The sequence below is a fragment of the Pseudomonas sp. O39 genome, assembly GCF_045447295.1.
Taxonomy (GTDB): domain Bacteria; phylum Pseudomonadota; class Gammaproteobacteria; order Pseudomonadales; family Pseudomonadaceae; genus Aquipseudomonas; species Aquipseudomonas antarctica_A.
Window position 1 is genome coordinate 415672 of sequence record NZ_JBJGXV010000001.1, and the last position, 26009, is coordinate 441680.

At 58.6% G+C, this 26009-nt stretch carries 20 protein-coding genes, 2 tRNA genes and 3 pseudogenes; 13 read left to right on the plus strand and 12 right to left on the minus strand.

The features are described 5' to 3' along the window. Positions 1 to 9: 9 nt before the first annotated feature. Positions 10 to 975, minus strand: coding sequence for an arsenic resistance protein (locus tag ACI77D_RS01775; protein WP_407015937.1), 966 nt, complete (start codon positions 973 to 975; stop codon positions 10 to 12). 170 nt (positions 976 to 1145) lie between these two features. On the opposite strand from ACI77D_RS01775, the gene ACI77D_RS01780 reads away from it, so the two are divergent. Together ACI77D_RS01780 and ACI77D_RS01785 are read left to right on the plus strand one after the other, a co-directional pair. Then, positions 1146 to 2054 carry an alpha/beta fold hydrolase gene (locus ACI77D_RS01780; RefSeq protein ID WP_407015938.1) on the plus strand — a complete coding sequence of 303 codons (909 nt, stop codon included), beginning with the start codon at positions 1146 to 1148 and terminating at the stop codon, positions 2052 to 2054. 73 nt (positions 2055 to 2127) lie between these two features. After that, positions 2128 to 2541: a hypothetical protein gene (locus ACI77D_RS01785; protein WP_407015939.1), complete on the plus strand. Its 414-nt coding sequence runs from the start codon at positions 2128 to 2130 to the stop codon at positions 2539 to 2541. Between the two features lie 141 nt (positions 2542 to 2682). Here ACI77D_RS01785 and gabP read toward each other — a convergent pair whose 3' ends face one another. Next, positions 2683 to 4074: a GABA permease gene (gene gabP / locus ACI77D_RS01790; protein WP_064450234.1), complete on the minus strand. Its 1392-nt coding sequence runs from the start codon at positions 4072 to 4074 to the stop codon at positions 2683 to 2685. A gap of 555 nt (positions 4075 to 4629) precedes the next feature. Here gabP and ACI77D_RS01795 point away from each other — a divergent pair. From ACI77D_RS01795 to ACI77D_RS01815, 5 genes are all read left to right on the plus strand, one after another. Next, positions 4630 to 5403 carry an ABC transporter ATP-binding protein gene (locus ACI77D_RS01795; protein WP_053253869.1) on the plus strand — a complete coding sequence of 258 codons (774 nt, stop codon included), beginning with the start codon at positions 4630 to 4632 and terminating at the stop codon, positions 5401 to 5403. 13 nt (positions 5404 to 5416) lie between these two features. Next, positions 5417 to 6169, plus strand: a complete 753-nt coding sequence (locus ACI77D_RS01800; RefSeq protein WP_064450233.1) for an ABC transporter substrate-binding protein — start codon at positions 5417 to 5419, stop codon at positions 6167 to 6169. Between the two features lie 74 nt (positions 6170 to 6243). Next, on the plus strand, positions 6244 to 6939 hold the full coding sequence (locus ACI77D_RS01805) for an ABC transporter permease (RefSeq protein WP_053253867.1): 696 nt from the start codon (positions 6244 to 6246) through the stop codon (positions 6937 to 6939). Positions 6940 to 6977: 38 nt separating this feature from the next. Next, on the plus strand, positions 6978 to 7667 hold the full coding sequence (locus tag ACI77D_RS01810; RefSeq protein WP_026013808.1) for an ABC transporter permease: 690 nt from the start codon (positions 6978 to 6980) through the stop codon (positions 7665 to 7667). Next, on the plus strand, positions 7648 to 8835 hold the full coding sequence (locus tag ACI77D_RS01815; RefSeq protein WP_407015940.1) for a methyltransferase: 1188 nt from the start codon (positions 7648 to 7650) through the stop codon (positions 8833 to 8835). Before ACI77D_RS01810 ends, ACI77D_RS01815 begins: the two co-directional genes overlap by 20 nt. Positions 8836 to 9076: 241 nt before the next feature. Here ACI77D_RS01815 and bcsQ read toward each other — a convergent pair whose 3' ends face one another. Then, positions 9077 to 9982, minus strand: a complete 906-nt coding sequence (gene bcsQ, locus ACI77D_RS01820; RefSeq protein ID WP_064450229.1) for a cellulose biosynthesis protein BcsQ — start codon at positions 9980 to 9982, stop codon at positions 9077 to 9079. A gap of 169 nt (positions 9983 to 10151) precedes the next feature. Next, positions 10152 to 10904: a cellulose synthase operon protein YhjQ/BcsQ gene (locus ACI77D_RS01825; protein ID WP_407015941.1), complete on the minus strand. Its 753-nt coding sequence runs from the start codon at positions 10902 to 10904 to the stop codon at positions 10152 to 10154. Between the two features lie 816 nt (positions 10905 to 11720). Here ACI77D_RS01825 and ACI77D_RS01830 point away from each other — a divergent pair. From ACI77D_RS01830 to ACI77D_RS01850, 5 genes and pseudogenes are all read left to right on the plus strand, one after another. Then, a tRNA-Thr gene (locus tag ACI77D_RS01830) sits at positions 11721 to 11796 on the plus strand. A 292-nt stretch (positions 11797 to 12088) separates the two neighbouring features. Then, entirely contained in the window at positions 12089 to 12586 is a 498-nt protein-coding gene (locus tag ACI77D_RS01835; RefSeq protein ID WP_407015942.1) for a Panacea domain-containing protein, read from the plus strand. Between the two features lie 44 nt (positions 12587 to 12630). Continuing rightward, on the plus strand, positions 12631 to 12954 hold the full coding sequence (locus ACI77D_RS01840) for a hypothetical protein (protein ID WP_407015943.1): 324 nt from the start codon (positions 12631 to 12633) through the stop codon (positions 12952 to 12954). A gap of 777 nt (positions 12955 to 13731) precedes the next feature. After that, positions 13732 to 13810: transfer RNA gene (locus tag ACI77D_RS01845), tRNA-Thr, on the plus strand. Between the two features lie 178 nt (positions 13811 to 13988). Then, positions 13989 to 14195 (plus strand): annotated as a pseudogene (locus tag ACI77D_RS01850) (transposase); the annotation flags it as partial. A 102-nt stretch (positions 14196 to 14297) separates the two neighbouring features. On the opposite strand, the gene ACI77D_RS01855 reads toward ACI77D_RS01850, so the two are convergent. From ACI77D_RS01855 to ACI77D_RS01875, 5 genes and pseudogenes are all read right to left on the minus strand, one after another. Then, positions 14298 to 14987 carry a TrkA family potassium uptake protein gene (locus ACI77D_RS01855; RefSeq protein WP_221293665.1) on the minus strand — a complete coding sequence of 230 codons (690 nt, stop codon included), beginning with the start codon at positions 14985 to 14987 and terminating at the stop codon, positions 14298 to 14300. Then, on the minus strand, positions 14977 to 16305 hold the full coding sequence (locus ACI77D_RS01860; RefSeq protein ID WP_407015944.1) for a TrkH family potassium uptake protein: 1329 nt from the start codon (positions 16303 to 16305) through the stop codon (positions 14977 to 14979). The genes ACI77D_RS01855 and ACI77D_RS01860 overlap by 11 nt, the downstream gene beginning before the upstream one ends. 204 nt (positions 16306 to 16509) lie before the next feature. Further along, a pseudogene (locus ACI77D_RS01865) lies at positions 16510 to 16608 on the minus strand (IS5/IS1182 family transposase); the annotation flags it as partial. A 540-nt stretch (positions 16609 to 17148) separates the two neighbouring features. Continuing rightward, positions 17149 to 17235 (minus strand): annotated as a pseudogene (locus tag ACI77D_RS01870) (4-oxalocrotonate tautomerase); the annotation flags it as partial. A 205-nt stretch (positions 17236 to 17440) separates the two neighbouring features. Further along, positions 17441 to 18727, minus strand: a complete 1287-nt coding sequence (locus ACI77D_RS01875) for an OprD family porin (protein WP_064450223.1) — start codon at positions 18725 to 18727, stop codon at positions 17441 to 17443. Between the two features lie 409 nt (positions 18728 to 19136). Between ACI77D_RS01875 and ACI77D_RS01880 the strand changes: the two genes are divergently transcribed. After that, complete coding sequence (locus tag ACI77D_RS01880) at positions 19137 to 21224, plus strand: TonB-dependent receptor (RefSeq protein ID WP_407015945.1); 2088 nt, start codon at positions 19137 to 19139, stop codon at positions 21222 to 21224. Between the two features lie 121 nt (positions 21225 to 21345). On the opposite strand, the gene ACI77D_RS01885 is transcribed toward ACI77D_RS01880, so the two are convergent. From ACI77D_RS01885 to ACI77D_RS01895, 3 genes are all read right to left on the minus strand, one after another. Next, positions 21346 to 21558: a hypothetical protein gene (locus ACI77D_RS01885; RefSeq protein WP_064450221.1), complete on the minus strand. Its 213-nt coding sequence runs from the start codon at positions 21556 to 21558 to the stop codon at positions 21346 to 21348. 234 nt (positions 21559 to 21792) lie between these two features. Then, complete coding sequence (gene aguA / locus ACI77D_RS01890) at positions 21793 to 22899, minus strand: agmatine deiminase (RefSeq protein WP_262666786.1); 1107 nt, start codon at positions 22897 to 22899, stop codon at positions 21793 to 21795. Between the two features lie 121 nt (positions 22900 to 23020). Next, the gene (locus ACI77D_RS01895; protein WP_407015946.1) at positions 23021 to 25930 is read right to left on the minus strand and encodes an aminotransferase; all 2910 of its coding nucleotides are present in this window, start codon (positions 25928 to 25930) and stop codon (positions 23021 to 23023) included. Positions 25931 to 26009 lie beyond the last annotated feature (79 nt).

Sequence of the window (26009 nt, forward strand, 5' to 3'; positions counted from 1 at the left end):
TTTATGGATCTATCGACCGGCGCGCCATACCAGCGCGGGAATCAGCCGGATGTAGAGTAGCTCGCCCACCAGCTCAAGCAGGGTTTGCAGAATCACCGCCGTCGCGGCCAGCCCGCGCACGTCTTCGGGCAAGGCCAGCGCCAGCGGCAATACCACCAGGGAGTTGCGGGTCGACGCACTGAACGTGACCGCCCGCGCCGTGACGGCGGGCAAGGCGAACAGCCGCGCAGCCAACGCGCCCAGCAATGGCGCCAGCAACAGGAAGCCTAGGTAGACCGGAATCACCGGCAACAACAACGCGATATCGCGCACCACCGAGGTGATCTGCGAGCCGATGACCACAAACAGCACCAGCGCCATCGCCGGCACCGGCAGCCAGGCCCAGGCATTGCTCCACAGGTTGATGGCGCTTGAACGCCGCGCCAGAGAAGTCGTCAGCACCGCCAGGACCATCGGCAGCACGATCAACCACAAGAACGCCTCAACAAACGGCCCGGCCGCCACCACCACGGCGGACTGCGCGCCCAGCATGAAACCCAGGTACACCGGCAACAACACCAACTGCAGCAACAACAGCACTGGCGTCGCCGCCAGCATCAGCCGCGAATCGCCCTTGCCGATATGGGTAAACACCACCACGTAGTCGATACATGGCGTCAGCAACACCAGTAACGCGCCCACCAGCAAGGCCGGGCGCTCTACCAGACCACGGGTCAACGCCCACACCAGCAACGGCACCAGAATGAAATTGGCCAACAGCAAGGCCGATATAAAGCGCTTGTTGCCCAGGCCCTGGCGCAGATCCAGAAATGGAATTTGCAGAAACATGGCGTACATCAGCACAGCGATGGCAGGCGTGACCAGCACGCCAAGTCCCTGGGCCGACAAAGGCGCGAGCACACCGAATGCAGCCGCCAGCAAGACGGCGGCAAAGTAGACAGGGATCTGGTTGTGCTCGAGGGTGTCGCGGGTCATGGGCTGACTCTGGCTGATCAATAGACCGCAAGCCTAAGCACACAGGGCGCCAAGGTCGAGCATCGAAAATTTCCTGCGCTCATGCCGCGCTAAATTTGTTAGTTTCGAATGCTTATAAAAGCGCGTGGCTCCCAAGCCCACACCCAAAAGCGCAAGGATCGAGCCGACCGATGAACCTGCCCACCCGAGTTGCCCCAGAAGCCTTCCGCGAGTCGGCTGCCGACGGCTACCCTGTCAGCGGCTTCACCTGGCGCCCCATCAGACCCGACCCGACACGCCCGGTCGTCATCATCAACGCCGCCACCTCGGTACGCTGCCGCCACTACTCACGCTTCGCCGACTACCTGTTCGCCAACGGCTTCGACGTCATTACGTACGACTACCGTGGCATCGGCGAATCCCGCAATGGCTCGTTGCGCGGTTTCAAGGCGTCGTGGTCGGATTGGGGCGCGCTGGATTTCGAAGCGATGTTGCAGCGCGCACAACGGGAGTTTCCGGGGCAGCCGATTGATGTGGTCGGCCACAGTTTTGGTGGCTGCGCGGCGGGACTGGGGGCGTCAGGCGCGGTGATTCGGCGAGTCGTGACGGTCGGCGCGCAGTTTGCGTACTGGCGCGATTACGCGGCGGGCGGGCGCTGGCGCATGTTTGGCAAGTGGCATGTGGTAATGCCGTTGGTGACGGCGCTGTGCGGGTACTTCCCCGGCAAACGCCTGGGCTGGCTGGAAGATACGCCGGCCGGTGTGGTGCGCGACTGGGGCACGCCAACGCCCAGGTACGAGACGCGGCCCAGCGGGCGCACCTTGGGTGAGTTGCCCTTCACCCGGGTGAAGGCGCAACTGCTGGCCATCAGCATCACCGACGACCCGTTTGGCACGGTAGAGGCCATCGAGCGGTTGCTGAGCTATTTCGATAGCAGCGAGCGCACTCATCTGCGGATTGCTCCCGAAGATATTGGCGAAACAGCTGTCGGGCATTTCGCCTTCTTCCGCAGCGACTATCAGGACCGGCTGTGGCCAATTGCGCTGAAGTGGCTGCAACACGGCGCGCTGGCGCAAGGCACACCCGGACAGCGCGTCTAGAAACCCTTGGGATTTGCACCAACCTGCGCTTCAATAGTCCACCCAGATCCAGCACCCAAAGGACGTTGAGCCCATGGCCTCGCCGAACAAGCAACAAAAACGCGCCCAGCGGTCGAAAGCCAAAGCCAAGCAAAACCGTACCCAGCGCGCCGTCGCCACCAAGCCGGATGCGTTCGCAGGCGACGACAGCCGTATTGACCTTGAGTCGGTGGATTTGACCGAGCTGTTTGTCGAGATGCGCACGGCGGGCGAAACCAGCCAGCAGGCACTGTGTGCGGCGTTCCTGTCGCACCCGTTGCTGGCAGTGGTGCTGGAGCAGGAAGGCGAGGAAGAGGCGACCGACTTTATCGTGGCGGCGCTGATCGAGTATCGGCAATGGGCGACGGATACCGAGGATGAAGCGGCGGCGCTGGCGTGGGTCGAGTCGCCGCAATTCCAGGCCGATTATGTTGCGGCGTCCCAAGCGCTGATTGGCGCCCAGGACTGATACAAAACCAAATGTGGGAGCCGGCTTGCCCGCGATTGCGGCGTGTCAGTCGAAGAAGATCTCAACTGTCAGTCCGTCATCGCGGGCAAGCCCCGCTCCCCCGTGGTTGATGGCATGCTCCAGAAGCAGCACGCCGTCACATCAATTGAGTACCGCAGCGCCTGCCCTTTGAGCCTTGCGACGGCTCGACACATACAACCCTGCCAACACCACCAGCAAGCTCAGGATCCCGGTCGCAATGATCTCGACCCGGTGTGCTTCCTGGAACAGCATGATAGTCAGCGTCCCCACGATGAACACCATCACCGCGTAGGTCAGGCCGGGGAACAGCCACATCTTGAAGACAATCTTCTCGCCCGCTGCCGTGCGCTTCTGGCGCATGCGCAGTTGCGACACGGCAATCACCAGGTACACCAGCAACGCAATAGCGCCGGAACTGGCCAACAGGAATTCGAACACCGCCGCCGGGGCCACGTAGTTGGCGAATACCGCCAGGAACGCCGCGCCAGTCGACAACATCACCGCCCAGTAAGGCGTGCCGCTCTTGTTGGTGCGCTTGGCCACAGCCGGTGCGTCACCGCGACGGCCCAGGGAGAACAACATGCGCGAAGCGGTGTACAGCGCCGAGTTGAGGCAACTGGTCACGGCAACCAACACCACCAGGTCGACGATCAACTTGGCGTTTGGAATGCCCATGCGTTCCAGCACGGTCTGGTAGGAACCTACGGCCGCCAGGGTCGGATCATTCCATGGCACCAGGGACACAACGATGAAGATCGACAGCAGGTAGAACAAACCAATCCGCCAGATCACCGAGTTGGTGGCCTTGGTGATTTGCTGGCCCGGGTTCTTCGATTCCGCTGCTGCGATGGTGACGATCTCGGTGCCCATGAAGGAGAACATGGTGGTCAGGATTGCCGCCAACACCGCGCCCATGCCGTTCGGCATGAAGCCCTGGGTGTCAAACAGGTGCGAAACGCCGCTGACCTGGCTGGTCGGCAGGAAGCCGAAAATGGCAGCCAGACCAAGGATCACAAAGCCCACGATCGCCACGACTTTGATCAGGGCAAACCAGAACTCGAACTCACCATAATGTTTCACGCTGAACAGGTTAGTCGCCGTCAGCAGCAAGGTGATGATCAAGGTAAACGCCCAGATCGCCACATTGGGGAACCAGGCATGGAGGATGGTCGCCGCCGCGTTGGCTTCCAACGGAATCACCAGCACCCAGAACCACCAGTACAACCAGCCGATGGTGAAGCCGGCCCAGTGACCGATCGCGCGGTCAGCGTAGGTGGAGAACGAACCGGTGTCCGGCGAGGCCACGGCCATTTCGGCGAGCATGCGCATCACCAACACCACCAGCGTACCGGCAGCCGCGTAGGCCAGCAGCACTGCAGGGCCGGCGGCAGCAATCGCGTGGCCGGAGCCGACAAACAAACCGGCACCAATAACGCCGGCAATCGACAGCATGGTGACGTGACGCGGTTTGAGCCCCTGTTCGAGGTCATTGGAGCTTTGCGTACTACTCATTGACACACCTTTGCGAGGAATTGCGAAAACGGTCCGCCCGACCTGCGATCTTTCTCGTGAAAAGAAACCAACGGGGCGTTCTTTATTTTTTACGCAAGATTTGCGCCAAAATGTTACAAGGTCGCGATTGACGCGGGCTGTAGGACAATTGATCAGCCGTCGCAAGTCATTGAGAACAATGGCATTCCGCTATAGCGTTACCGAGCGACTCACTTTCAAGACGCCTGCGCGCACCAAAAACACACACGAAAAGTGCGTGACGCCCCATTAGGGGGCTGATATGGACCGTTTGCCCGGTTAACCCTTCCAACACCCGGCCAAAGCTGGCACCATCGCGCCCTTTTTTACGCGAAGCCTGTGGATTTATCGGGTTCAAACGTCTGTTAGGTTGTTGATGGCGCGACACGCTGCTGTGCCGATGCGACACCCTGCCGCACACCACCCGTTAACCGTCCGTAGCGCTGTTGGCTGCCATCCGAACGCTATGCTAGCTTGGCGCCTCGCCAGGAAGGCGGCCCAACAGCAAGAACGCAATGAACACAATGAGGACCGCACATGGCCCAGGCCGCGCCCGCGCTTGAAATCCGCAACTTGCACAAACGCTATGGTGAGCTGGAGGTACTTAAAGGTATCTCGCTGACCGCTCGCGACGGCGACGTGATCTCGATCCTGGGCTCCTCCGGTTCCGGCAAGTCCACATTCCTGCGCTGCATCAACCTGCTGGAAAACCCGCACCAGGGTCAGATCCTGGTCGCCGGTGAGGAGCTCAAGCTCAAGGCTGCAAAGAACGGCGAGCTGATGGCCGCCGACGGCAAGCAGATCAACCGCCTGCGTAGCGAAATCGGTTTTGTGTTTCAAAACTTTAACCTGTGGCCGCACATGAGCATCCTCGACAACATCATCGAGGCGCCCCGCCGTGTGCTTGGCCAGAGCAAGGCCGAAGCGATAGAAGTGGCCGAAGCCCTGCTGGCCAAGGTCGGCATCAGCGATAAACGCCACGCCTACCCTGCGCAACTGTCCGGCGGCCAGCAGCAACGGGCAGCCATTGCGCGCACCCTGGCGATGCAGCCCAAGGTCATCCTGTTCGACGAGCCGACATCGGCGCTTGACCCGGAAATGGTCCAGGAAGTACTTAATGTGATCCGCGCGCTGGCCGAAGAAGGCCGCACCATGCTGCTGGTCACCCATGAAATGGGCTTCGCCCGTCAGGTTTCCAGTGAAGTGGTGTTCCTGCACCAGGGCCTGGTCGAAGAGCAAGGATCGCCACAGCAGGTGTTTGAAAACCCGCTTTCGGCGCGCTGCAAACAATTCATGTCCAGCAACCGCTAACGGAGCAACATGCATGCAGAACTATAAAAAATTCCTTCTGGCCGCGGCCGTTTCGATGGCGTTCAGCGCCACGGCCATGGCAGAAACCTTGAAAATGGGGATCGAGGCGGCCTACCCGCCCTTCAACAATAAAGACGCCAGCGGCAACGTCGTCGGCTTCGACAAAGACATCGGCGACGCCCTGTGCGCCAAGATGAAAGTCGAGAAGTGCGAAGTGTATGTGTCTGACTGGGACGGCATCATCCCGGCCCTGAACGCCAAGAAGTTCGACTTCCTGGTGTCCTCGCTGTCCATCACCGATGAACGCAAGCAGGCTGTCGACTTCACCGACCCGTACTACTCCAACAAGCTGCAATTCATCGCACCTAAAGCCACTGCGGACTTCAAGACCGACGCGGCTTACCTGAAGGGCAAGATCATCGGCGCCCAGCGCGCGACGTTGGCCGGTACTTACCTGGAAGACAAGCTGCCGGACACCGAGGCCAAGCTCTACGACACCCAGGAAAACGCCTACCTCGACCTGACGTCCGGCCGCCTCGACGGTATCCTCGCCGACAAGTACGTGCAGTACGAATGGCTCAAGAGCAAAGACGGTTCGGCCTATGAATTCAAAGGCGACCCGGTTGTAGAAAGCGACAAGATCGGTATCGCCGTACGTAAAGGCGACCCACTGCGCGAGCGCCTGAACAAAGCCCTGGCAGAGATCAAGGCAGACGGCACCTACAAGAAGATCAACGACAAGTACTTCCCGTTCAGCATCGAATGATCTGAACGGCCTGACCGACGCGCTCGCTTGAGCGCGCCGGCTTTTAGCAATGCCTGCCGCGATATGAAAACACCATGAATTTCGATCTCTACGGATTCGGCCCGGCCCTCGCCGCCGGCGCGCTGATGACCGTCAAACTGGCGCTCACGGCCTTGTGCCTGGGGCTGGTGCTGGGCCTTGCCGGCGCCTTGGCCAAGACGTCCCCCTACAAGCCGTTGCAATGGCTTGGCGGTGCTTACTCGACCATCGTTCGTGGCATTCCCGAGCTGCTGTGGGTGCTGCTGATTTACTTCGGCACGGTCAACCTGATGCGTGCCCTCGGCGAGTTTTTCGGTAACCCCGACCTTTCGCTCAGTGCCTTTGCTGCCGGGGTTATCGCCCTGGGGCTGTGCTTTGGCGCCTACGCCACCGAAGTGTTTCGTGGCGCGATCCTCGCCATCCCCAAAGGCCACCGCGAAGCCGGTGTGGCGCTGGGGCTGTCGAAGTTTCGGATTTTCACCCGGTTGATCATGCCGCAGATGTGGCGCATCGCCCTGCCGGGGCTGGGCAACCTGTTTATGATTTTGATGAAAGATACCGCACTGGTGTCGGTGATCGGGCTGGAAGAAATCATGCGCCATGCGCAGATCGGCGTGACCGTGACCAAGCAGCCGTTCACCTTCTTTATGGTCGCGGCGTTCATGTACCTGGGCCTGACCGTGCTGGCCATGACCGGCATGCACTTCCTGGAAAAACGTGCCGCCCGCGGCTTTGCAAGGAGCACCCAATGAGCGGTGACTACAGCTGGCTGTCGCACTTCGACCTGGGCCTGAACTGGGCCGTGATCATCAAGTGGCTGCCCAAACTGGCCCAGGGTGCGACCCTGACCCTGGAACTGGTCGCCATCGCGGTAATCGCCGGCCTGCTGCTGGCTATCCCGCTCGGTATCGCCCGTTCTTCGCGCCGCTGGTACGTGAGCGCCCTGCCCTACGCCTACATTTTCTTCTTCCGTGGCACACCGCTGCTGGTGCAGTTGTTCCTGGTCTATTACGGCCTGGCGCAGTTCGATGCCGTGCGTGAGAGCTTCATGTGGCCATACCTGCGCGATCCGTTCTGGTGCGCCACCGCCACCATGACCCTGCACACGGCCGCCTATATCGCCGAGATTCTGCGTGGCGCGATCCAGGCCATTCCACCGGGTGAAATCGAAGCGGCGCGCGCCCTGGGCATGTCCAAGCCCAAGACGCTGTTCTACATCATCCTGCCGCGTGCTTCGCGTATCGGCCTGCCGGCGTACAGCAATGAAGTGATCCTGATGCTTAAGGCCAGTGCCCTGGCCAGTACGGTGACCCTGCTGGAACTGACCGGCATGGCGCGGACCATCATCGCGCGCACCTACCTGCCGGTGGAGATCTTCTTCGCCGCCGGGCTGTTCTATCTGCTGATGGCCTACATCCTGGTGCGCGGCTTCAAACTGCTCGAACGCTGGCTGCGCGTCGATGCCTGCCAGGGACGCTGAAGCGCGCTTTGAAGCGCTGGATGCGTTTCTGATCGAGCACCAAGGGCTGTGGCGACCACGGCCCTTTACGCACCTGCAGTTACCCTGGGAAACCCAACATCCCGAGCTGGCCAAGTGGCTGCGCCAGCGCTCGTTGGCCGAGGCTGAAAGCTGTCACAACCACCCCCATGACCTGCCGGCGCCCGCCCCCTTTGCACAATTGGCTGCGCAGGCGTTGCAGCTCAGTGCTGTGGACAGGTTACCGACACACGCGCTTGCACCCGCTCGCCATCGCCTGAACGTCGACGTACCTGGCCGCAAGTGGCAGCAAATTGAAGCCTTCGGCACCGCACTTAATTTCGCCGAAACACCCACCCATTGGCTGGACTGGTGCGCCGGCAAAGGCCACCTCGGCCGACGCTTGCTGCAAGCCGGTCAACACCTGACCTGCCTCGAATACGACCCGGCCCTGATCGCCTCGGGCCAGGCCTTGAGCGACCATCACGGCCTGCCAGCTACCCATCGCCTGCAAGACGTGATGGCGCCTGTGTCGATCAGCGCCGACCACACACCCGTCGCCCTGCATGCCTGCGGCGACCTGCACGTGCGCCTGCTGCAACTGGCCAGCGCAGCGGGCTGCAAGCAACTGGCGCTGGCGCCTTGCTGTTACAACCGCATCAGCGCTGACCACTATCAAGCGTTATCGAGGGTTGGGCGTGCGTCACGGCTGCAACTATCGGTCGATGATCTGGGGCTGCCGCTGAGCGAAACCGTCACCGCCGGCAACCGTGTACGCCAGCAACGCGACACCTCCATGGCCCGGCGCCTGGGCTTTGATCAGTTGCAAAGGCAGTTACGCGGCCGTGACGAATACCTGGCCACGCCCTCCCTGCCCGCCCACTGGCTGGACAAACCCTTTGCCGACTATTGCCGGGAGCTGGCAGGCCTCAAGGGGTTTGCCACAGGCGAACAGGATTGGGTAACGCTTGAGGCGCACGGCTGGCGCCGCTTGGCGCAAGTGCGAAACCTGGAGTTGGTACGAGCGCTGTTTCGGCGGCCCCTGGAAATGTGGCTGGTGCTGGACCGGGCACTTTTCCTGGCGGACCAAGGCTACAAAGTCGAGGTAGGCAGCTTCTGCGAACCCACACTGACCCCGCGCAACTTGATGGTGCTGGCTGAGCGCGATTAGGGAGCAATTTTTCCTGCACGCGCCCTGTGGATAACTCTGTTGATAGTTTATTCACAGAGGCTGTAGCTATCAGTGCTACAGACCAAAAGCCATCCTGGTCATTTTTTGTTCACAAAATAAAACGCACACAAAACAGGCAGTTGCAGCGCATTGAGAACAGCGCCACAAAATCGCTGTTTCGTGGCAGCAGCAACCAACCGATTGTGCATAAGCATTTAGCGTCAAGCGAATAAACAGCACTTTAGGCCGTTTTTTTCGGGGCCTTCAACAACCGGCAAATCTCATTCAGATCGTCAGTGAACAGCCTTTTTGCCACGGTATCCAACGGGTCAGTTGCAAACGCCAAGGCTTCATTGATGGCCATGTCGCGATGAATCTCCAGCGGCGCTTTCCCCAACCGCTGCTTGAACGCTTCAACCATATCCAGACTGAATGCACTGCTCTCATCCACTTGGTTGACCACCACATGCACAACTGGCGGGCGCTCACCCTCAAGGTGCGGCGCGAGCAGTACGTCGAAATGGTCGAGCGTACCGAGGCATGCGGCGTCGGCTTGCGTGATCACCAACACCACATCGGCAACGTTCAGCGCTTGATGGAAGTAGACGTTATTGCCGGCGGGCGTATCGATAATCACCGTCTGCCGCTCGCTCAGGCCCAGCGACGCGAGCCGCTGCGCCAGCCAGGCAGGCTCGTGCTTGAGCCAACGCTCAAGGTTTTCCTGCTGCTCAATGTCGATATCGCCAAAGGTAATCACCTGGCAACCGGCGAAGCCAATCTGCTGTAACGGGCGCCATTGCCCATGCTCCAGGCTGGTGCGGCCGATACCGGGCAATGTGGCACTGACGCCGAAGTGATGGTGCAAGGCGTTTTGCGGGTCAAGATCCAGCGCCACCACCGACTCGCCGTGGCGCTGTAAACCACTGCTCAAGGCCGTGGCCAGGGTGCTACGGCCGACACCGCCATTCATCGACACCAACGCCACCACTTTGGGGCGCAGCGCTGCGATATCAGTCAATTGGGATTGGGCAGGGGTGGTTTCATTAGCAGGCACGCTGCCAAAAAAGTGCATGCGCGCATTAATGCCTTGGGCATCATGGGTCACGTTTTTGCCGAACAATGCCAACAGTTCTTCGCTAAGGCTCATAGCCTGCTCCTCACGACGCAGCTTAAAGACGTGAAAGGTCGGCAAGCAGCACTTACCGCAGGTCTTCTTGTAGGCGTCCCAGTTGTCGCATTCTGTGACAGGAGCAACAAAGTGTCATTATTTTGATGTTTTCACTGATTGTTTTTTAGACAGACGGTAAATAGTCAATTTAATGGCCGGCACTTGCTGACTGCATGCGCGCACTCAAGGCACGGCACAACGCATTTACATCCTGGCAACCGACGCTGTTGATCGCTGGGTCGAGCGGGTCTCGCCCATAGGCCTGCGCCTCACTGAACGCTAAGTCACGCCGCACGGTTCCCAACACGGCATCACCCAGGTGTAACGTGAAGACACCTGCCATGTCCTGGCTGAAAGCATGGCCGCCGTCGACCTGGTTGATCACGTAAAACCGTTGAGGTGACGATGCGTCCTCAAGATACGGCGCGAGCACCTCGTCCATCCTGGCCAAACCACGAAACGAAACCGCATCCGGCTGAACCACCACCAGCACCGTATCCGCCACGGACATCGCCTGGGTCAGATACACCGTGTTGCCAGCAGGGACGTCGATGACCACCGTGTCCTCGCCATTCAGCCCAAGCCCAGCCAAGCGCTTGCCAAGAAATTCGAGGTCCTGCCCCAGCCAGCGGTTCAGGCTCTGTTGCTGCACAGCATTGGTCTTCCCGAAGGTCACCAGACGGCACCCGGCAAAACCTCGTTTGGGCAAGGCTTGCCAGGTCTGGTTAAGCAGGCTGGTTGCGCCAAGGCCCGGCAGATCAAACTCTGGGCACAAGTGATGAAGCAGCGCGTTCTGCGGGTCCAGATCCAACGCCAGCGCCGGGTGCCCCTGGCGTTGCAGACCATTGGCAAGTGCAGCAGCCAGCGTGCTGCGGCCCACGCCGCCTGTCGCAGAAACCACCACCACCACCTTCGGCGCAGACCCATCTGAATAAACAGCGGCAGGTGAACCGTCCAACACCTCAGGCGGGTGAAGAGACTCTGCTCCTCCTCGGTTCAAGTGATCCAGCAAACGCTGCAGGGGCTCAGCCAACCGCGGCTCGCGCAAATCGGGCACAGCGGGCGCGGTGTATGGTTTTGAAAGGTGATCTGCACGCCCCACTGACTGCTCCCCTTTTGAACTGCTGATCAAACAAGGGCGGCATTGTGTGATATCACAATGATAGTGTCAGTGTTTTGGTGCTTGTATCAGAATCCTTTCAGATAAGCGGCATGGCGTCATTTTTATGGCTTGTCGTTTTTTTTGAATATTCACTTCTACAACAATGCGCTAGCCGACTCATGAGCCTTTTTTAGACAAACCTTGCTGATTTTTTCGTGATTGAGAGACAGGTGGGTATCGCTCAAACCGACTTCGTATCAGCACACACATATATCTACACGCCTACACAACAAGCCAAAACACCCACCTCACGACACAAACCCTGCGGGCGTAAGCCACAAGCCGGATACGCAACGCGTATTCTCCAACCCTGTGGACCCCGCCGGGATGCGGCGTGGTGAATGCGCCGTGACGTATCCGGACTCGAAAGGCCCGACGCAGGCGTTGGGGTACATGGAATTTGCCGACCGTTACGGGGGGGGAATTGAAGCTGATTTGCAGCTCCAGAGACGACGAAAACGCAGCCATCGCAAAAAAACCTTGGTTTCTGCAAAAATAGTCAGAATTCAGGGGTTTACAGAAGCTTGCCAATCGCTATAATCGTCGCCCTAACACGCCGGTATAGCTCAGTTGGTAGAGCAACTGACTTGTAATCAGTAGGTCCCGGGTTCGACTCCTGGTGCCGGCACCATTTAAAAACAAAGGCTTGCAGCGATGCAGGCCTTTGTTTTTTGTGCGCGACGTAACAAGCAACGTAACAACAGATTTTTCCGGGAACCGAACCTTTGATTCCATGCCTAAAATACAGCGACACAAAACACTGTATGCATGAACAGCTTTATTCTTTGATTTATGCCCATATACATTTAAGATAGGAAGCACAAGCCCTTGTGCCATACTCCCCTCTCGGGAGGGTGTCTAGGGGTCCAGGAGCCGGAATGCTCCAGTAGTCTCGTCACCCAGTACGTCTGGAGGATCAAATCGTGTTCAGCGCAAAATCGATAGCTAATTACTTCCTGGAACTGGCGAATGCCAGCGGCCAGTCTATTAGTCCGATGAAGTTGCAGAAACTGGTCTACTACGCCCACGGATGGTATGCAGGATATACAGACCGTCCTCTGATCAATGAGCCTGTAGAGGCTTGGCAGTATGGTCCCGTGATCCCGTCCCTTTACCACGAGTTCAAACGCTTTGGCTCTGGCGATATCCAAGGCAAAGCATTTGAATACGATGCATTGGGGGTGAGGGAAGCAGCGACGCCAAGTGATCCTGATATCAGGACGTTTCTGCAAAACGTCTTCAACAGCTACGGCAAGTACTCGGGCATTCGGCTGTCCGAGATGACTCATGCGAGCGGCACGCCCTGGGATGCTACGTGGAGCGCGTGCAAAGGGATGCGGGGTGTAGATATTCCGTTCCCCACCATAGCCTCCTACTTTAAGGAAGCAGTTCAAAAGTCCCAGCCGGCAAACCAAGCTTGATCCCTGGGAGCGGTAACGAACCGCCACTTAAGATCGGATCGTTGTTGATCGATCCAACGGCAGAGCCGTCATCGTCCCAGGCGAACGGGTCAGGAAACGATGAGAATGCTTTTTTTGCCAACGGCAAGGAGCACTTCCATCTTTACCACAATCAGCAGAATCTGGGCTGGTTGGGCAAATTCTGGGGGTCTACCTCTAGCGCGGCCCCCACTAACATTGCAGGTTTCGTCATCGGCGTATCTGCCCTCCTGATCGTAGGCAGTTTTTTTCTGACTCAGTCGGCTGAGCTCAACGAAGCGAGAAAGTGGCTGTACGGGCTCACTACGTCTGCCCTTGGCTTCGTATTCGGCTCGGCCACAAAAAAGTAATTCCTCTCATATCCCACAACGCTCTTTCTTCTACCTTTTTCAAGCACTCCATTCGACCGCATCGGGCGAATGGTTGGGTAGGTACGTTTGTGCACAGAATCTGGTAAAGCGTCTGGTCAGCGTCGCAATTTCTCAAGCTTGAATTGAGTGTCCACGCATCAAGCGTCACACCATACGACACACGTAATTTTTTTCCGGTGCACCCATCAAAAGTGCGTAAGAAGTGTAAGTGAGATTTCTTATCTATATCTATCCCTTATATTTCAATAGGTTAGAACCATTTCTAAACCGTAAGTAGACTGTCAGATCAGTGTCGGCACCGAACAGTTCGTGACTGTAAGTGAGAGCGCCAGCAACCTACTGTTTTTAAAGGGATTTTTTAATGCGTTTTCCTGACTTACACTTTTTGACGACGTCAGTGTAAGTGACGCCCCCCAATGAATTCAGGGCTTTTCAGGCGTTTTTTCGACCCGCTGACGCCACTTACGTGTCAGGAGGGGGTGTACCTGGAAAAAGCTTTCAGCAGCCGTTCAGACACGCCCCACCAAACTGCTCTCGCCTCGTGACTTTAATCCGGAGAACACCATGACAAAGCCCAGCTCCGTCGCTCCCATTCCAAAAATTGAAGTCATCAAGAAAGGCGCCCTGTGGGAGGTCCATTGGGACTATCAGGAAGGACCGGCCAGCCTGATTCTGTTCAACCGCGCTGACTACCTGCGGGGCTATATAGATGGTGCGCTGGACATCCTTGGGATTGATCTCGATTGCGTGTGCTGCGCCAGTGGCGTGACCGGCACGGTAAAACGACTGACTTGTAATCAGTAGGTCCCGGGTTCGACTCCTGGTGCCGGCACCATATAAGACGAAGCCCTCACAGCAATGTGAGGGCTTTGTTGTTTCTGGGCGCCTGTAATCTTCTGCAGCGCTTCGACACATCCCTCCCGCGTCCCCTATCCGCTATTGACCCCTCTCCCTCTGGAGCCTGACGGCTGCAGATCTTGTACACAGCGTATACCGTGGTATGAGCCCGATTTCATTCTCATAACTGCCCGCAAGGCTGGAAAGGTAAGTTGGTCTGCGACGATTTTAGCGGTTACAAGGCCAGCTTCGAACTCGGCGCGACCGAGCTTGGCTGCCTGGCCCAGGCCCGGCGCAAATTCTTCGAATTGCGCGCTACTAATAAGAGCCAGCTCGCCGAGCAGGCCCTGCGTTGCGTCCAGTGGCTGTACGAAATTGAGAGTGTTGGGGGGCAGTTTTCAATCAGCGCCAACAGCCTGAACCCAGGCCCACTGAGAATCCGACTTTTTCAGCAGAATCGGCCAATTGTTGCTCACTGGCTATGTCTAGCCTCCCGCAAATTTCTGGATCAGATGGGTCGGCCCGGACACGATTAGCAGATCACCAGGCCGGATCAGGGTGCTAGGGGTGGCATGCTGGAAGTCTTGATTGGTGCGCTTCAACCCCACGACGGTCACCCCGAATTTTTCGCGGATTTGCCCGTCGGCCAGCGTGCTGTTGTGGCACGACAGTGGAGAATGAATCTTGGCGATGGCAAAACCGTCGTCGAACTCAATAAAATCAATCATCCGCCCGGTTATGAGGTGAGCGACACGTTCGCCCATTTCCTTCTCCGGATAGACGACGTGATGGGCGCCGATGCGCTGGGCTATCTGCCCGTGCTCGCCTGTCCGGGCCTTTATCCAGATATCCGGGATCCCCAGTTCGGTCAGCGTCATGATGGTCAGCAAACTCGCGGCCAAGTCGGTGCCGATTCCCACAATGGCGTGGGCGAAGTCAGCAACTCCCAATTGGCGCAACACCTGCAGGTTCGTGGAATCTGCCTGCACCGCATGAGTCAGGAGGTCGGCCCACTCATGGACAGGTGCGGCGTCACGGTCGATGCCCATCACGTCGTGGCCCAACCGCATCAGCGATTGGGCCACCGAGCCGCCGAAGCGACCCAGGCCGATCACCACCACGCTGTCGCCCTTGGCAAATGAAAACTTCTCTGAAAATAGAAAATTAGCCAACAATTGGATGTTCCTCCGGGTAACGATAAGGCATGCGGTGCTCGCCCAAGGCCAGTGAAGCCGCCAACGTGATAGTGCCCACCCGTCCGGCGTACATCAGCAGCGTCAACACCAGTTGGCCCGATGTGGGCAAATCGGCGGTGATACCGGTGGACAGGCCAACGGTGCCGAACGCCGAGATGACTTCGAATATGACCTTGTCGGTGGGCAACGTTGTTTCACGCAGGATGAAGAGAGTCGCCAGTACGATCATGGCGCTGCTCAGAACGAGCACGGTGATGGCTTGACGCTGGGCCGGGGCGCCGACTCGCCGGCCAAATGCCTCGCAGTCACTGTGCCCACGAATTTCGGCAATCACCAGTAAGGCGAGGATCGCGACAGTACCGACTTTAACCCCGCCCGCAGTGCCTGCACTGCCGCCGCCGACGAACATCAGAAAGTAATGCACAGCCCAGCTTTCGGGGGTCAGAGCCCCAATATCGATCGAATTGAACCCGGCGGTACGCGCGGAAACTGAAGCAAATGCCGCCGACAAGACTTTATCGGTCATGGCCATTGGGCCGAGTGTGGTGGAATTGTCCCACTCGAACAGCAGCAGCGTGAAAAAACCGACCACTAACAGGATCGCCGTACCAGACAACGTAAGCTTGGTATGCAGCGACCAACGACGGGGATGGTTGAACCTGCTGCGTAGGTCATACAGAACGGGGAAGCCAATGCCACCGATAATGATCGCAGCCATGATGGGCGACAGAATCCAGGCATCCGTGGCGAAGTGCATCAGGCTGTCGGGATAAATCGAGAAACCTGCGTTATTGAATGCCGATACAGCATGAAATAGACCACTCCACGCAGCATCGGCCCAGGGCTGGCCATAGGCGCCATGCAATCTGAGGGTGAGCCACAAGGCGATGATGAGCTCCAGGGTAAACGTCACCACCAGCACCAACTTGGCCACGCTGGCAATGTCACCTACTCCCAATGAGCGCGACTCCAACTGTGCAGCCATTTTGGTACGCAGGCGCAATCGACTGTTAACCATCAAGCCGAGCAAGGTCGCCACCGTCATGATGCCGAAGCCGCCGAGCTGGAACAGAAGCAGAATCACCGACTGGCCGAAGGTCGACCAGTACGTGCCGGTATCCACCACCACCAATCCGGTCACGCAGACGGCCGATACCGCCGTAAAGAAGGCCGTCACCCAAGGGGCGGCGACCCCCTCGGCCTGGGAGATCGGCTGCATCAGAATGAAGGTTCCGGCGAATATCGCTGCTAGGAACACCAGGGCGACAGCTCTGGCGGGATGAAGCAGTAATTTCATTTGGCATCAAAGCTCATATTGTAAAACGGAAATTCACAGCACTCGGGAAACACGCCAGAGGTTTTTCGACTCTAGCGACGGGATATTTTCAATGCTGCCGTAACCGAATAGATAGGGTAGCCAGGGTTGCTTTTCTTGTCTCGCCATAGCTTTGAAGCAAAGAGTAGAGGCCGCTTCAATACTAGGCTCTGTACGCAATGAATGTCGCAAATACAGCATGACACAGGCCAATAAGACCATCGCCGCAAAACTTTTCTCGAGCTTGTCGAAGCGCGTAACGAGACGGCGGTTTTCCTTCAGCCACCTGCGCTCATGAAATGCCCGCAGACACCGGCGTCGGCACCTGCAAGATAACGAATGGCACAGCTCTGAAAATGAAGTTTGAATAACACGTATCGCTTGAGAAAGTGGTTACTGATTCCAGTCGAAGGATACGTCCCCACCCCATCCTGCGATCTTTCGACTGAGCACAAAGCAAATCCCCGAAAGCGTATGTGCCCAGGCATTACTCCTTGCATGATTAGGCCGGTTGCCACCTATGCGGCAGAATCTGCTCGAAGATCCCCCGATTGCGCCAATCACGAAACCGCGGATAGGTGACTTCGCTGGACGGTTACTGTGCACCCACGTCACCTTATGAAATAGACGGCAGCAGCCCCCTCAGCTGACTCCTTCCACCAGCACCTCAGCTTTTATGCAAAATTATGGCTGGCCAATAATTATGGCGCGTCCATAAAAATAATAATTTCAACAGCAGCCTATCTGTACCGCTTGATCGGGCTAAAAAACAACCAATTCATTTTCCTGACTCCTCCCCTCGGGACGTTTGTTGAGGACCCGTTAGAGGGTTTCGGTGAATTCGGCGATGACCTGAGCTTTTTGTTCCGGGGTAACGCCGTCACGGGTGATGCGCAGGCTGACAAAGGGCATGGCAGTGGCTCCAGTGGTCGGCCATCGGGATGATGGGCTGGCGAGTGGGGCTAATTTAGGCGTGCGACTGAAGGAGATAGAGGTGGCACGGAGTAATTCATTAATACTGCGATGTAACACGTTAGAGGCCTGCAGGCGCGCATAAAAAAACCCCGAACCAGTCGGGGTTTTTTATCGCCTGGCATCAGGCGCGACGTGCGATCAATTAGAAAACGTTGATCGGGTAGTCGGCGAACAGACGGATTTCGTTACCGCCTACGTTGTAGTTGCTGGCGTTGCTGGAGACGCGCAACCAGGACGCACGAGCGCGCAGGCTCAGGTCTTTGGCCGGGCCGCTCTGAACGACGTATTTGAACTGGTTGAAGATCTCACGCTCGGTGCCACTGCCGCGGTTGGAACCGTCGTCAATGTTGGTGCCGCGCACGTAAGCGATGTTGTAGGTCAGACCCGGTACGCCGAAGGCACTGAAGTCCAGGCCGTAACCTGCTTGCCAGGAGCGCTCGTCCTTACCGTTGAAGTCGGACCAGTAGGAGTTGGCCAGCAGGATGGTGTTGCCGCCGTCGCCAATGCCGCCAGCGTTGCGGTAGCCGCCGTACAGGTAGCCGGTGTCGCCGGTGCTGCGCTGGTGAGCGACGGTGAAGCTGTGCGGGCCAACAGCCCAGGTAGCGCCCAGGCTCCAGATTTTGTTGTCGCGAGCGTCCGCGTCACCTTGGTTTTCCAGGGCGAAGCTGCGGTCCAGCTTGGTTTTGTAGCCGTTGAAGTCAAAGGTCAACGATTGCTTCTCTGGCAGGGCCAGCACGTAGTTAACGTTGACGTATTGCTTCTTCAGCACGTCTTGCATGTCGGACGCATACAGCGCGGCGGACAGGCTTTCGGTGAATTTGTAGCTACCACCGATGTAGTCGATGCTTTTCAGGCGGCCGCTGTCGCCGCCTTCGGCGCTCTTGCGAGCTTCCTTGGTGAAGTGACCCGCGTCCAGTTGCAGACCGGCAATTTCTTTGGACACGATCGAGGTGCCCTCGAAGGTTTCCGACAGCAAACGCGAGTTGTCGTATTCCAGGACCGGAACAGCTGGCATCTGCTGACCGTATTTGATCACGGTGTTGGAGATGCGCGCCTTGACGGCTGCGCCGCCCTTGGCCAGGTCGTTGGCGGCTTCGCCGCTGTCACCTTGCTTGAAGAAGTCGATACCGCCCGCGCCGCTGCGGCCTTTGCCACCGTCCAGGCGCAGCGCGTATTGGCCGATCACGTCCACACCCACACCGACAGTGCCTTGGGTGAAGCCGGACTCGAACTTGCCGATGAAGCCCTGGCCCCATTCGGCTTTGTCTTGCTTGCCGTTTTTGTAGTCACGGCTGATGTAAGCATTGCGTACAGCGATGTTCAGGTGGCTGTCGTCTACAAAACCCTTGGATTGCTCCTGGTCGTTAGCCATTGCCTGAGATGCGCTCAAAATCCCCAGAGCGATCAGACCCATCCGTTGCTTCAACATTTCTTATATTCCTTATTACTGGTTGAGTACGCGCTGAGACACCAGGCTCCGTGTTGCTTTTCTGGTGTCGACTTTCTCCAGAAAAAAGAAGGCCCGCGGACGACTGAACTGCCGCGGGCCTTTTTTTATTGGATGAGTTATGGCGGTTAGCCACAGGCGTTGGGCGCAATCGTATGCGCGCGTTGAACTATGTGTCAATTTCGTGAATCGTCTGTATTTAGGCGAAAAAAGTCTAAGCGGCGCATTCCAGAGCCTTCACCCAAGCCCGAAAAACCATCCAATTCGTCAACAAAACATATCATGTAACACTTTTAGCAGCCTGAATCTTTGGGAATACATAACGCGCGCAAATGCAAAGCATTACCATTTGCGCACATTTTTCTCCCGCCCTTTTTGGATGCATTTCTCCATGCCTGCCTCTCGCCTGACGCCCATCACCCTTGGGCTCTCTGTCCTGCTGTCTGCCGGTTTTGCCTGTGCTGCCACCGTCTTGCCCGAAACTTCGGTCAGCGCCGAAGCTGACGAAGACGACCCACGCGTCAAGGAAACCAACACCGCTACCCGCACCGCCACCTCGGTGCGCTACGTGCCCCAGGCAATCGATTCGGTCAAAACCGAAAGCCTGCGCGCCTACGGCACCAACGACCTGGGCCAGGCATTGAGCGGCATTCCCAACGTGAGCAGCGGTGCCGACACACGGTTCGACAGCCTGCGTATCCGCGGTTTCGACGCGAGCAATGACTTCTACCTGGACGGCATACGCGACGACAGCCAGTACGTGCGCGACCTGCATAACATCGAGCGCATCGAAGTGCTCAAAGGCCCGGCAGCCGTGCTTTATGGGCGAGGCGGCCAGGGCGGGATCGTCAACCGCGTGAGCAAACTGCCCCAAGCCGGGCAGAAGTCCAGCATCGAAGCTCAAGGCGGCAGCCATGATTTGCGCAGCCTGTACGCCGACCTCAGCACCGACCCTAGCGACGACATCAGCCTGCGCCTGAACATGGGCAACCAGGACAACAACAGCTTCCGCGACGGCGTGAGTGGCAACCGCCAGCTGTTTGCGCCGTCCATGAGCTGGCAACTGACGCCTGACTTGAATTGGTTGGTGCAATACGAATACAGCCGCTACAACCGTACGCCGGATCGCGGCATTCCAGGGGTTGGCGGTCGCCCGGCGCAGGTGAGCCGCAGCACCACTTACTTTGACAGCCGCGACTACATCGACGACAAATCCCAGTCCCTGCGCTCCAAGCTGGCCTACGAACTCAACAGCAACTGGCAACTGCGCCATACCCTCGGCGTGTTCAAGCTCGACAGCGATTTCGACAACACCTACCAGACCGGCTATGACGCCAAGGCCAACAAAGTCACGCGCCAGCGCTGGCAGCAGGACCTGACCACCCGCAACGTTTTCAATAACCTTGAGCTGGAAGGCGGTTTCGACACCTTCGGCCTGGAACATCGCCTGCTCACCGGCCTTGAACTGGGCAGCCAGCGCCGCGACCCGAAGTTGTACAGCGCCACTGCCGTCAACCGCGGCGGCCAGGCCGTACCCAGCCTGGACCTCAACCAGCCCGACCGCCACCTCAGCCACACCGGGCGGATGAGTCTTTCAAGTAACAACCACACCGAAGTCGAAAGTCGCGCGCTCTACGTGCAGGATCAACTGCGCCTCAACGATCAATGGCAAGTGCTGGCCGGCCTGCGTTACGACTACTTCGAAGTGGACACTACCAATAAGCTGCTCAACATCCGGCAAGACGTCGAGAGCCACAGCACCAGCCCGCGAATCGGTCTGGTGTGGACGCCACTGGAACATCACTCGTTCTACGCCTCGTGGAGCAAGACCTTCTCGCCGGCGGGTGGCGGCTTGATCGGCATCACCCCGAATGCCGCAGGCAGCGTCAACGACCTGAGCCCCGAGCTGACCAAGCAAAAGGAAATCGGCGTAAAAAGCGACTGGCTCGACGACCGCCTGAGCACCACTCTGGCCCTGTACGAACTGGAGCTCTACAACCGCCGTACCAGCGACCCGCTGGACCGCACTATCACCCTGCTCTCCGGCGAGCAACGTTCACGCGGCGTGGAGTTGACGGCCACCGGCAAGGTCGTCGGCAATTGGTATGTGCGCGGTGGCGTGGGCTTGCAGGACGCCAAGGTCGAGAAAGACAACAACGGCTTTGAAGGCAAGCGCATCAGCGATGTGGCCAAGCGCAATGCCAGCCTGTTTATCACTTGGAAACCGGAAATGGGCTGGTACGCAGAAACCGGTCTGACCCTGGTAGGCGACCGTTATGCCGACAACCTCAACACCGTGGTGCTACCCGGCTATGGCCGGTGGGACGCGTTGGCCGGGTTCCGTCAGAAGGAATGGGATGTGCGGGCGGCGCTGAACAACATTGCCGACAAAAACTACTACGCCTCGGCCACCAGTGCGGCGCAGATTCAACCGGGCGAGCCGCGTAGCCTGGTAGTAACAGGCACCTATAACTTCTAAGGTTCATGCGGTCATTGTGGGAGCTGGCTTGCCTGCGAAAGCGGGTTCTCTGCTGGAAAATAATGCACTGAAAGACTGCAATCGCAGGCAAGCCAGCTCCCACAATTGATCTCTGTTTTCTTCAGTTTTGCATCAGCTCGCATAACGCGCGCACTTCATCCTCACTGAACAACCCCACCGGGTAACGTTCACTCATCACGCTGCGCAAGTCAGGTTGCCTCACCTGTCGCGAGCCGTTTGCCTTCAACCAGAGCGCCAACGCATGGATCGCCTTACCGTCGACCCGCGTGGGGTGGAACGGGCGCGTGTAGATCAGGTTCATATCGGCATTCATTTCAGCGCTCTCTCCTACTGCGTGAGCGGCTAACTTACTCAAGGTTTATGACAGAACTGTGCAGTCATCACCTTGGTTCACTGTGGCAACACCGATACAAGAGCTATGCCAATGTCCCGTGTTTATAGGCATTCGGAAACAAAAAAGCCCGCGACCTAACGGGGCCGCGGGCTTGCTGTGAGCGCTTTAAACAGGTAGCGCCGTGTTATCACTCAGACACTGTTACAACTGCACTCAGTTTTTGTGCGGCGCTGGCTGTTGTTGGGTCAGGCAATGAATATTTCCGCCGCCCAGTAACAGTTCGCGGCCCGGCACCATCACCACTTCGTGCTGCGGGAACAGGTTTTGCAGAATGTCCTTGGCCTGGCTGTCCAGCGGGTCGTCGAAGCTCGGCGCGATGATGCCGCCGTTGACGATCAGGAAGTTCACGTAGGAACCTGCCAACCGCACGGTCGGATTTCGTTCCTGGCTGCCGTCCACCGGGTCCACACCCGCGCATTCTTCCTCGGTGGCATACAGCGGCCCCGGAATCGGCATTTTATGCACTGTGAACGCGCGGCCCTGGGCGTCGGTGCTGCTTTGCAGCACGTCCATCGCTGCGTGGCAGCGCGCGTAGTTCGGGTCTTGCGGGTCATCGGTCCAGGCCAGCAGCACTTCGCCCGGGCGTACGTAGCAGCAGAAGTTATCCACATGGCCGTCGGTTTCGTCGTTGAACAGGCCGTCCGGCAACCAGATGATCTTATCCACAGCCAGGTTGTCGCTGAGCACCGCTTCGATCGCCGCACGATCCAAGTGTGGGTTGCGATTGCGGTTCAACAGGCATTCTTCGGTGGTGATCAGCGTGCCTTCACCGTCGACATGGATCGAACCACCTTCCAGCACGAAACCTTCGGTGCGGTAACGCGGCGCGCGCTCGATCTCGAGGATCTTGCCGCCCACCTGCGCGTCGCGATTCCACGGCGCATACAGGCCGCCGTCGAAGCCGCCCCAAGCATTGAAATCCCAATTCACACCGCGCACTTCGCCGCTGTGGTTGATGACGAACGTAGGGCCGGTGTCGCGTACCCACGCATCGTCGTTGGACATTTCCACCACGCGGATATTGGGCACATCCAAGCGCGCACGAGCGTTTTCATACTGGTCGGCAGAAACGGCGACCGTCACCGGCTCAAAGCGCGCGATAGCCTTGGCCACCGCCACATGAGCTGCCTGCGCCGGCTTGCCACCCAGGCGCCAGTTGTCCGGACGCTGCGGCCAAATCATCCAGGTTTGGGTTTGCGGCGCCCATTCGGCGGGCATGTAGAAGCCATCGGCGCGAGGTGTGCTGTGCAGGGTGGTCATGGCGATCAGGACTCCGAATGGGGTGAAGGCCGACTTTATAACGGATAAAAATCGGCTTTAGAAGCAACAAAAAATCATAGACGACAAACATTACAATAATTAGCCGATAACAATCGATTAATTACAATTGCTCGTCCAGCGCCTTCGACAGCATGTCGACAAAGAAGTCCACGCTGCGTTTAGAAGTCACCATCGGCGGCTTGATCTTCAGAATGTTGAGATAATCGCCCGTCGGCTGCATGAAAATACCCAACACGCGCAGACGCTCACACAACAACGCGGTTTCTTCTGTGGCGGGTTCCAGGGTGTGCCGATCACGCACCAACTCCAGGCCCAGGTAAAAGCCGGAGCCGTGAACGGCCCCCACCAAAGGATGACGATCGATCAAGGCTTGCAGGCGCGCCTTGAAATGCCCACCTACCACTTGGGCGTTTTCCCACAGTTTTTCCTCCTCCATCACGTCCAACACGGCCATGCCGATCCGGCAACTGACCGGGCTGCCGCCCGACGATGAGAAGAAATACCCTTCGGCCTCCAGCGCCTCGGCGATGTCCCGCCGGGTAATCACCGCGCCCAGCGGCTGGCCATTCCCCATGCCCTTGGCCATGGTGATGATATCCGGCACCACGCCTTGCTCTTCAAAGCCCCAGAAGAAATGCCCCATGCGGCCGTAACCCACCTGCACTTCATCGGCGATGCACACGCCGCCTTGGGCACGCACCAACGCGTACACCTGCTGCAGATAGCCCGGCGGCAACGAGATGCCACCGGCGTTGCCATACACCGGCTCGCAGATAAAGCCTGCCAATTGGCGTTTGCTCGCGGCGATTTTCGCCAAGTTGTGTTCCACACTTCTTACGTAATCCGGCGCACTGTCCTGCCCACGGAACTCGCCGCGATAGGTATTGGGTGCGGTCACCGGGTGCACCCAGTCAGGACGGCTACTGAGTGCCTGAGGGTTATCGGCAATCGACGTGGACACCGCGTCCGCCGCCACCGACCAACCGTGGTAGGCCTCCAGCACGCTGAGCATGTCGCGCCCGCCGCTGTAGGCCCAGGCCAGGCGTATCGCCAGGTCATTGGCCTCGGTGCCGCTGTTGACCAGAAACACCCGGTCCATGCCCTCCGGCGCCAACGCCAGCAACCGTTCGGAAAACTCGGCAATTGCCGCATAGTGGAAGCGCGAGTTGGTGTTGAGCAATGACCATTGCCGCGCCGCCTCCGCCGCCATGCGTGGGTGGCCATGGCCCAACACCGCGACGTTGTTGAGCATGTCCAGGTAAGAGCGGCCCTGCATGTCGATCAGATGGTTGCGCCAGCCACGTTCGATGCGCGGCGGGTCAACGTAATAGTGCTTCTGCGAGCGGGCGAAACTGGCGTCACGTCGAGCCAGCAAGGCCTCGGCGTCCAACTCGGGTTCCGCATCACAGGCCAGCCCCAGCAGCGTGGCCGGCGACGGGCAGATTGCCTGCCAAGCCAGGGCTCGGGACGGCGTGCAGAACAACGGCGGCTCTAGGTCGGCGCGGCATAACTGCACGGTGAGCGGCGCGTGGACCTCGCCGAGGATTTGCCCTTTTACCACTGCCGAACCCGGTTTCAACGCCGTCTCCACCCCCCATAAGCGCAAGCTCAACGGAGCGCTATGCAAACACAACACACCGTCATCGCCCTGGCGCAACGTCCCACCAAAGGGCGCTTCCAACACGCAACCATGGGGAAGGTGCAGCTCCACGTGAAGGGGGAAAGTGTCCGGTTCGACGGCACTGTCGGCACGGGTACGTGACAGCCGATATTGCCCGTACCGACTGGCGGCCAACCCGTGCACCGCCGCCGCTTCATCCAACAGCCGTCGGTCGACGCCGGGCAATTCCCAATTGCCGGCCTCGAAATGCGGGCTGAGCACGCCCAGGTCGATCAGCGCGAACTCACGCCCCACGAGGCCCGGCAATAACGGTGCGAAGTCCTGACTGGCCAACGGCGTCAACGCCTCACCGACGCAACGCAGAATGGCGGCTTCCATCAACTCAAACGGCACCGACGTCGCCACATGGAAGATTTCCCACTCATGTTCGGCGTTTTTCAATAAGTACGTGTTGCCCGGGTCCAGACGCTGCTGTTGTTCGCTGCTGAGCACCAGCACCGCCGCGCGGGCGACAATCAACGGCCACAACGCCTGCAATTCCTCACGCAGCAACGGCGTCACCGCGTGATAAGCCTGGATCGCCGGCAGGATGGTAAAAGGATCGCCTTCGGCATGGTGCAGCAGGGCCGCGCAGGTCACGGACAGGTCGGCTATGCGCCAGGTGTGCACCAGATCGCCGAAATCAATGACCCCCTGGACCTGCCACTGCCGCTGGGCATCGCGCTGCCAGACGACATTGTCATCGGTGATGTCCATGTGCACCGCTTGCCATGGCAAATGATCCACCAAGGGCAGCATGCGGTGCTCCACCTCCACGGCCACCTGTTCCAACGTCATGCGGTGGGGCAGGTTTTCCAGCGTCGCCAGCAGGTGGGCGATCAGCCCCCGTGCGTGGCGCGGGTCCCATTGCAGGGTGCGATCAAGGCCCGGATGTGTGAACGGGGCCAGCGCCAGGCTCATCCGCCCGCACAGCGCGCCGAAGCCTGCGATCACCTCGCGCCCCAGATGAGGCAGATGGGTCAAGGGTTGGCCGTCGATGTAGTCCAACAGCCGCACGTGCAGGGTTTGCCCCTCTATCGCCAGGGTGAGCAACTCATCACCGGTGAGCGCCTTGATAACGTTGGGCACCTGCACGTACGCATTGGCCTGCATCTCATTGAGCGCCGCGTGCTGTGCCTGCAACTCAACCGCAGCGTAATCGCCCCGGCAGATCTTGAGCACAAACCGGCCGCGATCACTGTCGACCCTGTAGTTGAGGTCTTGCTGGCTGCCCAGTGCGTGCAACGTGCCGGTGAGGCCGTAATGGTGCTCGAGCAACTGTGCTGCTTGATCAGGACCCACTTGCGGGCAGGGCAAATTGGCGCGATGGATCAACGTGGCGAGCAACATGTGACGACCTCGGTTTTTTTGAGCGTCTATATCGCCATTAACCCGGTCAGTATGGCAACCCCCAGCACACACCACGCTT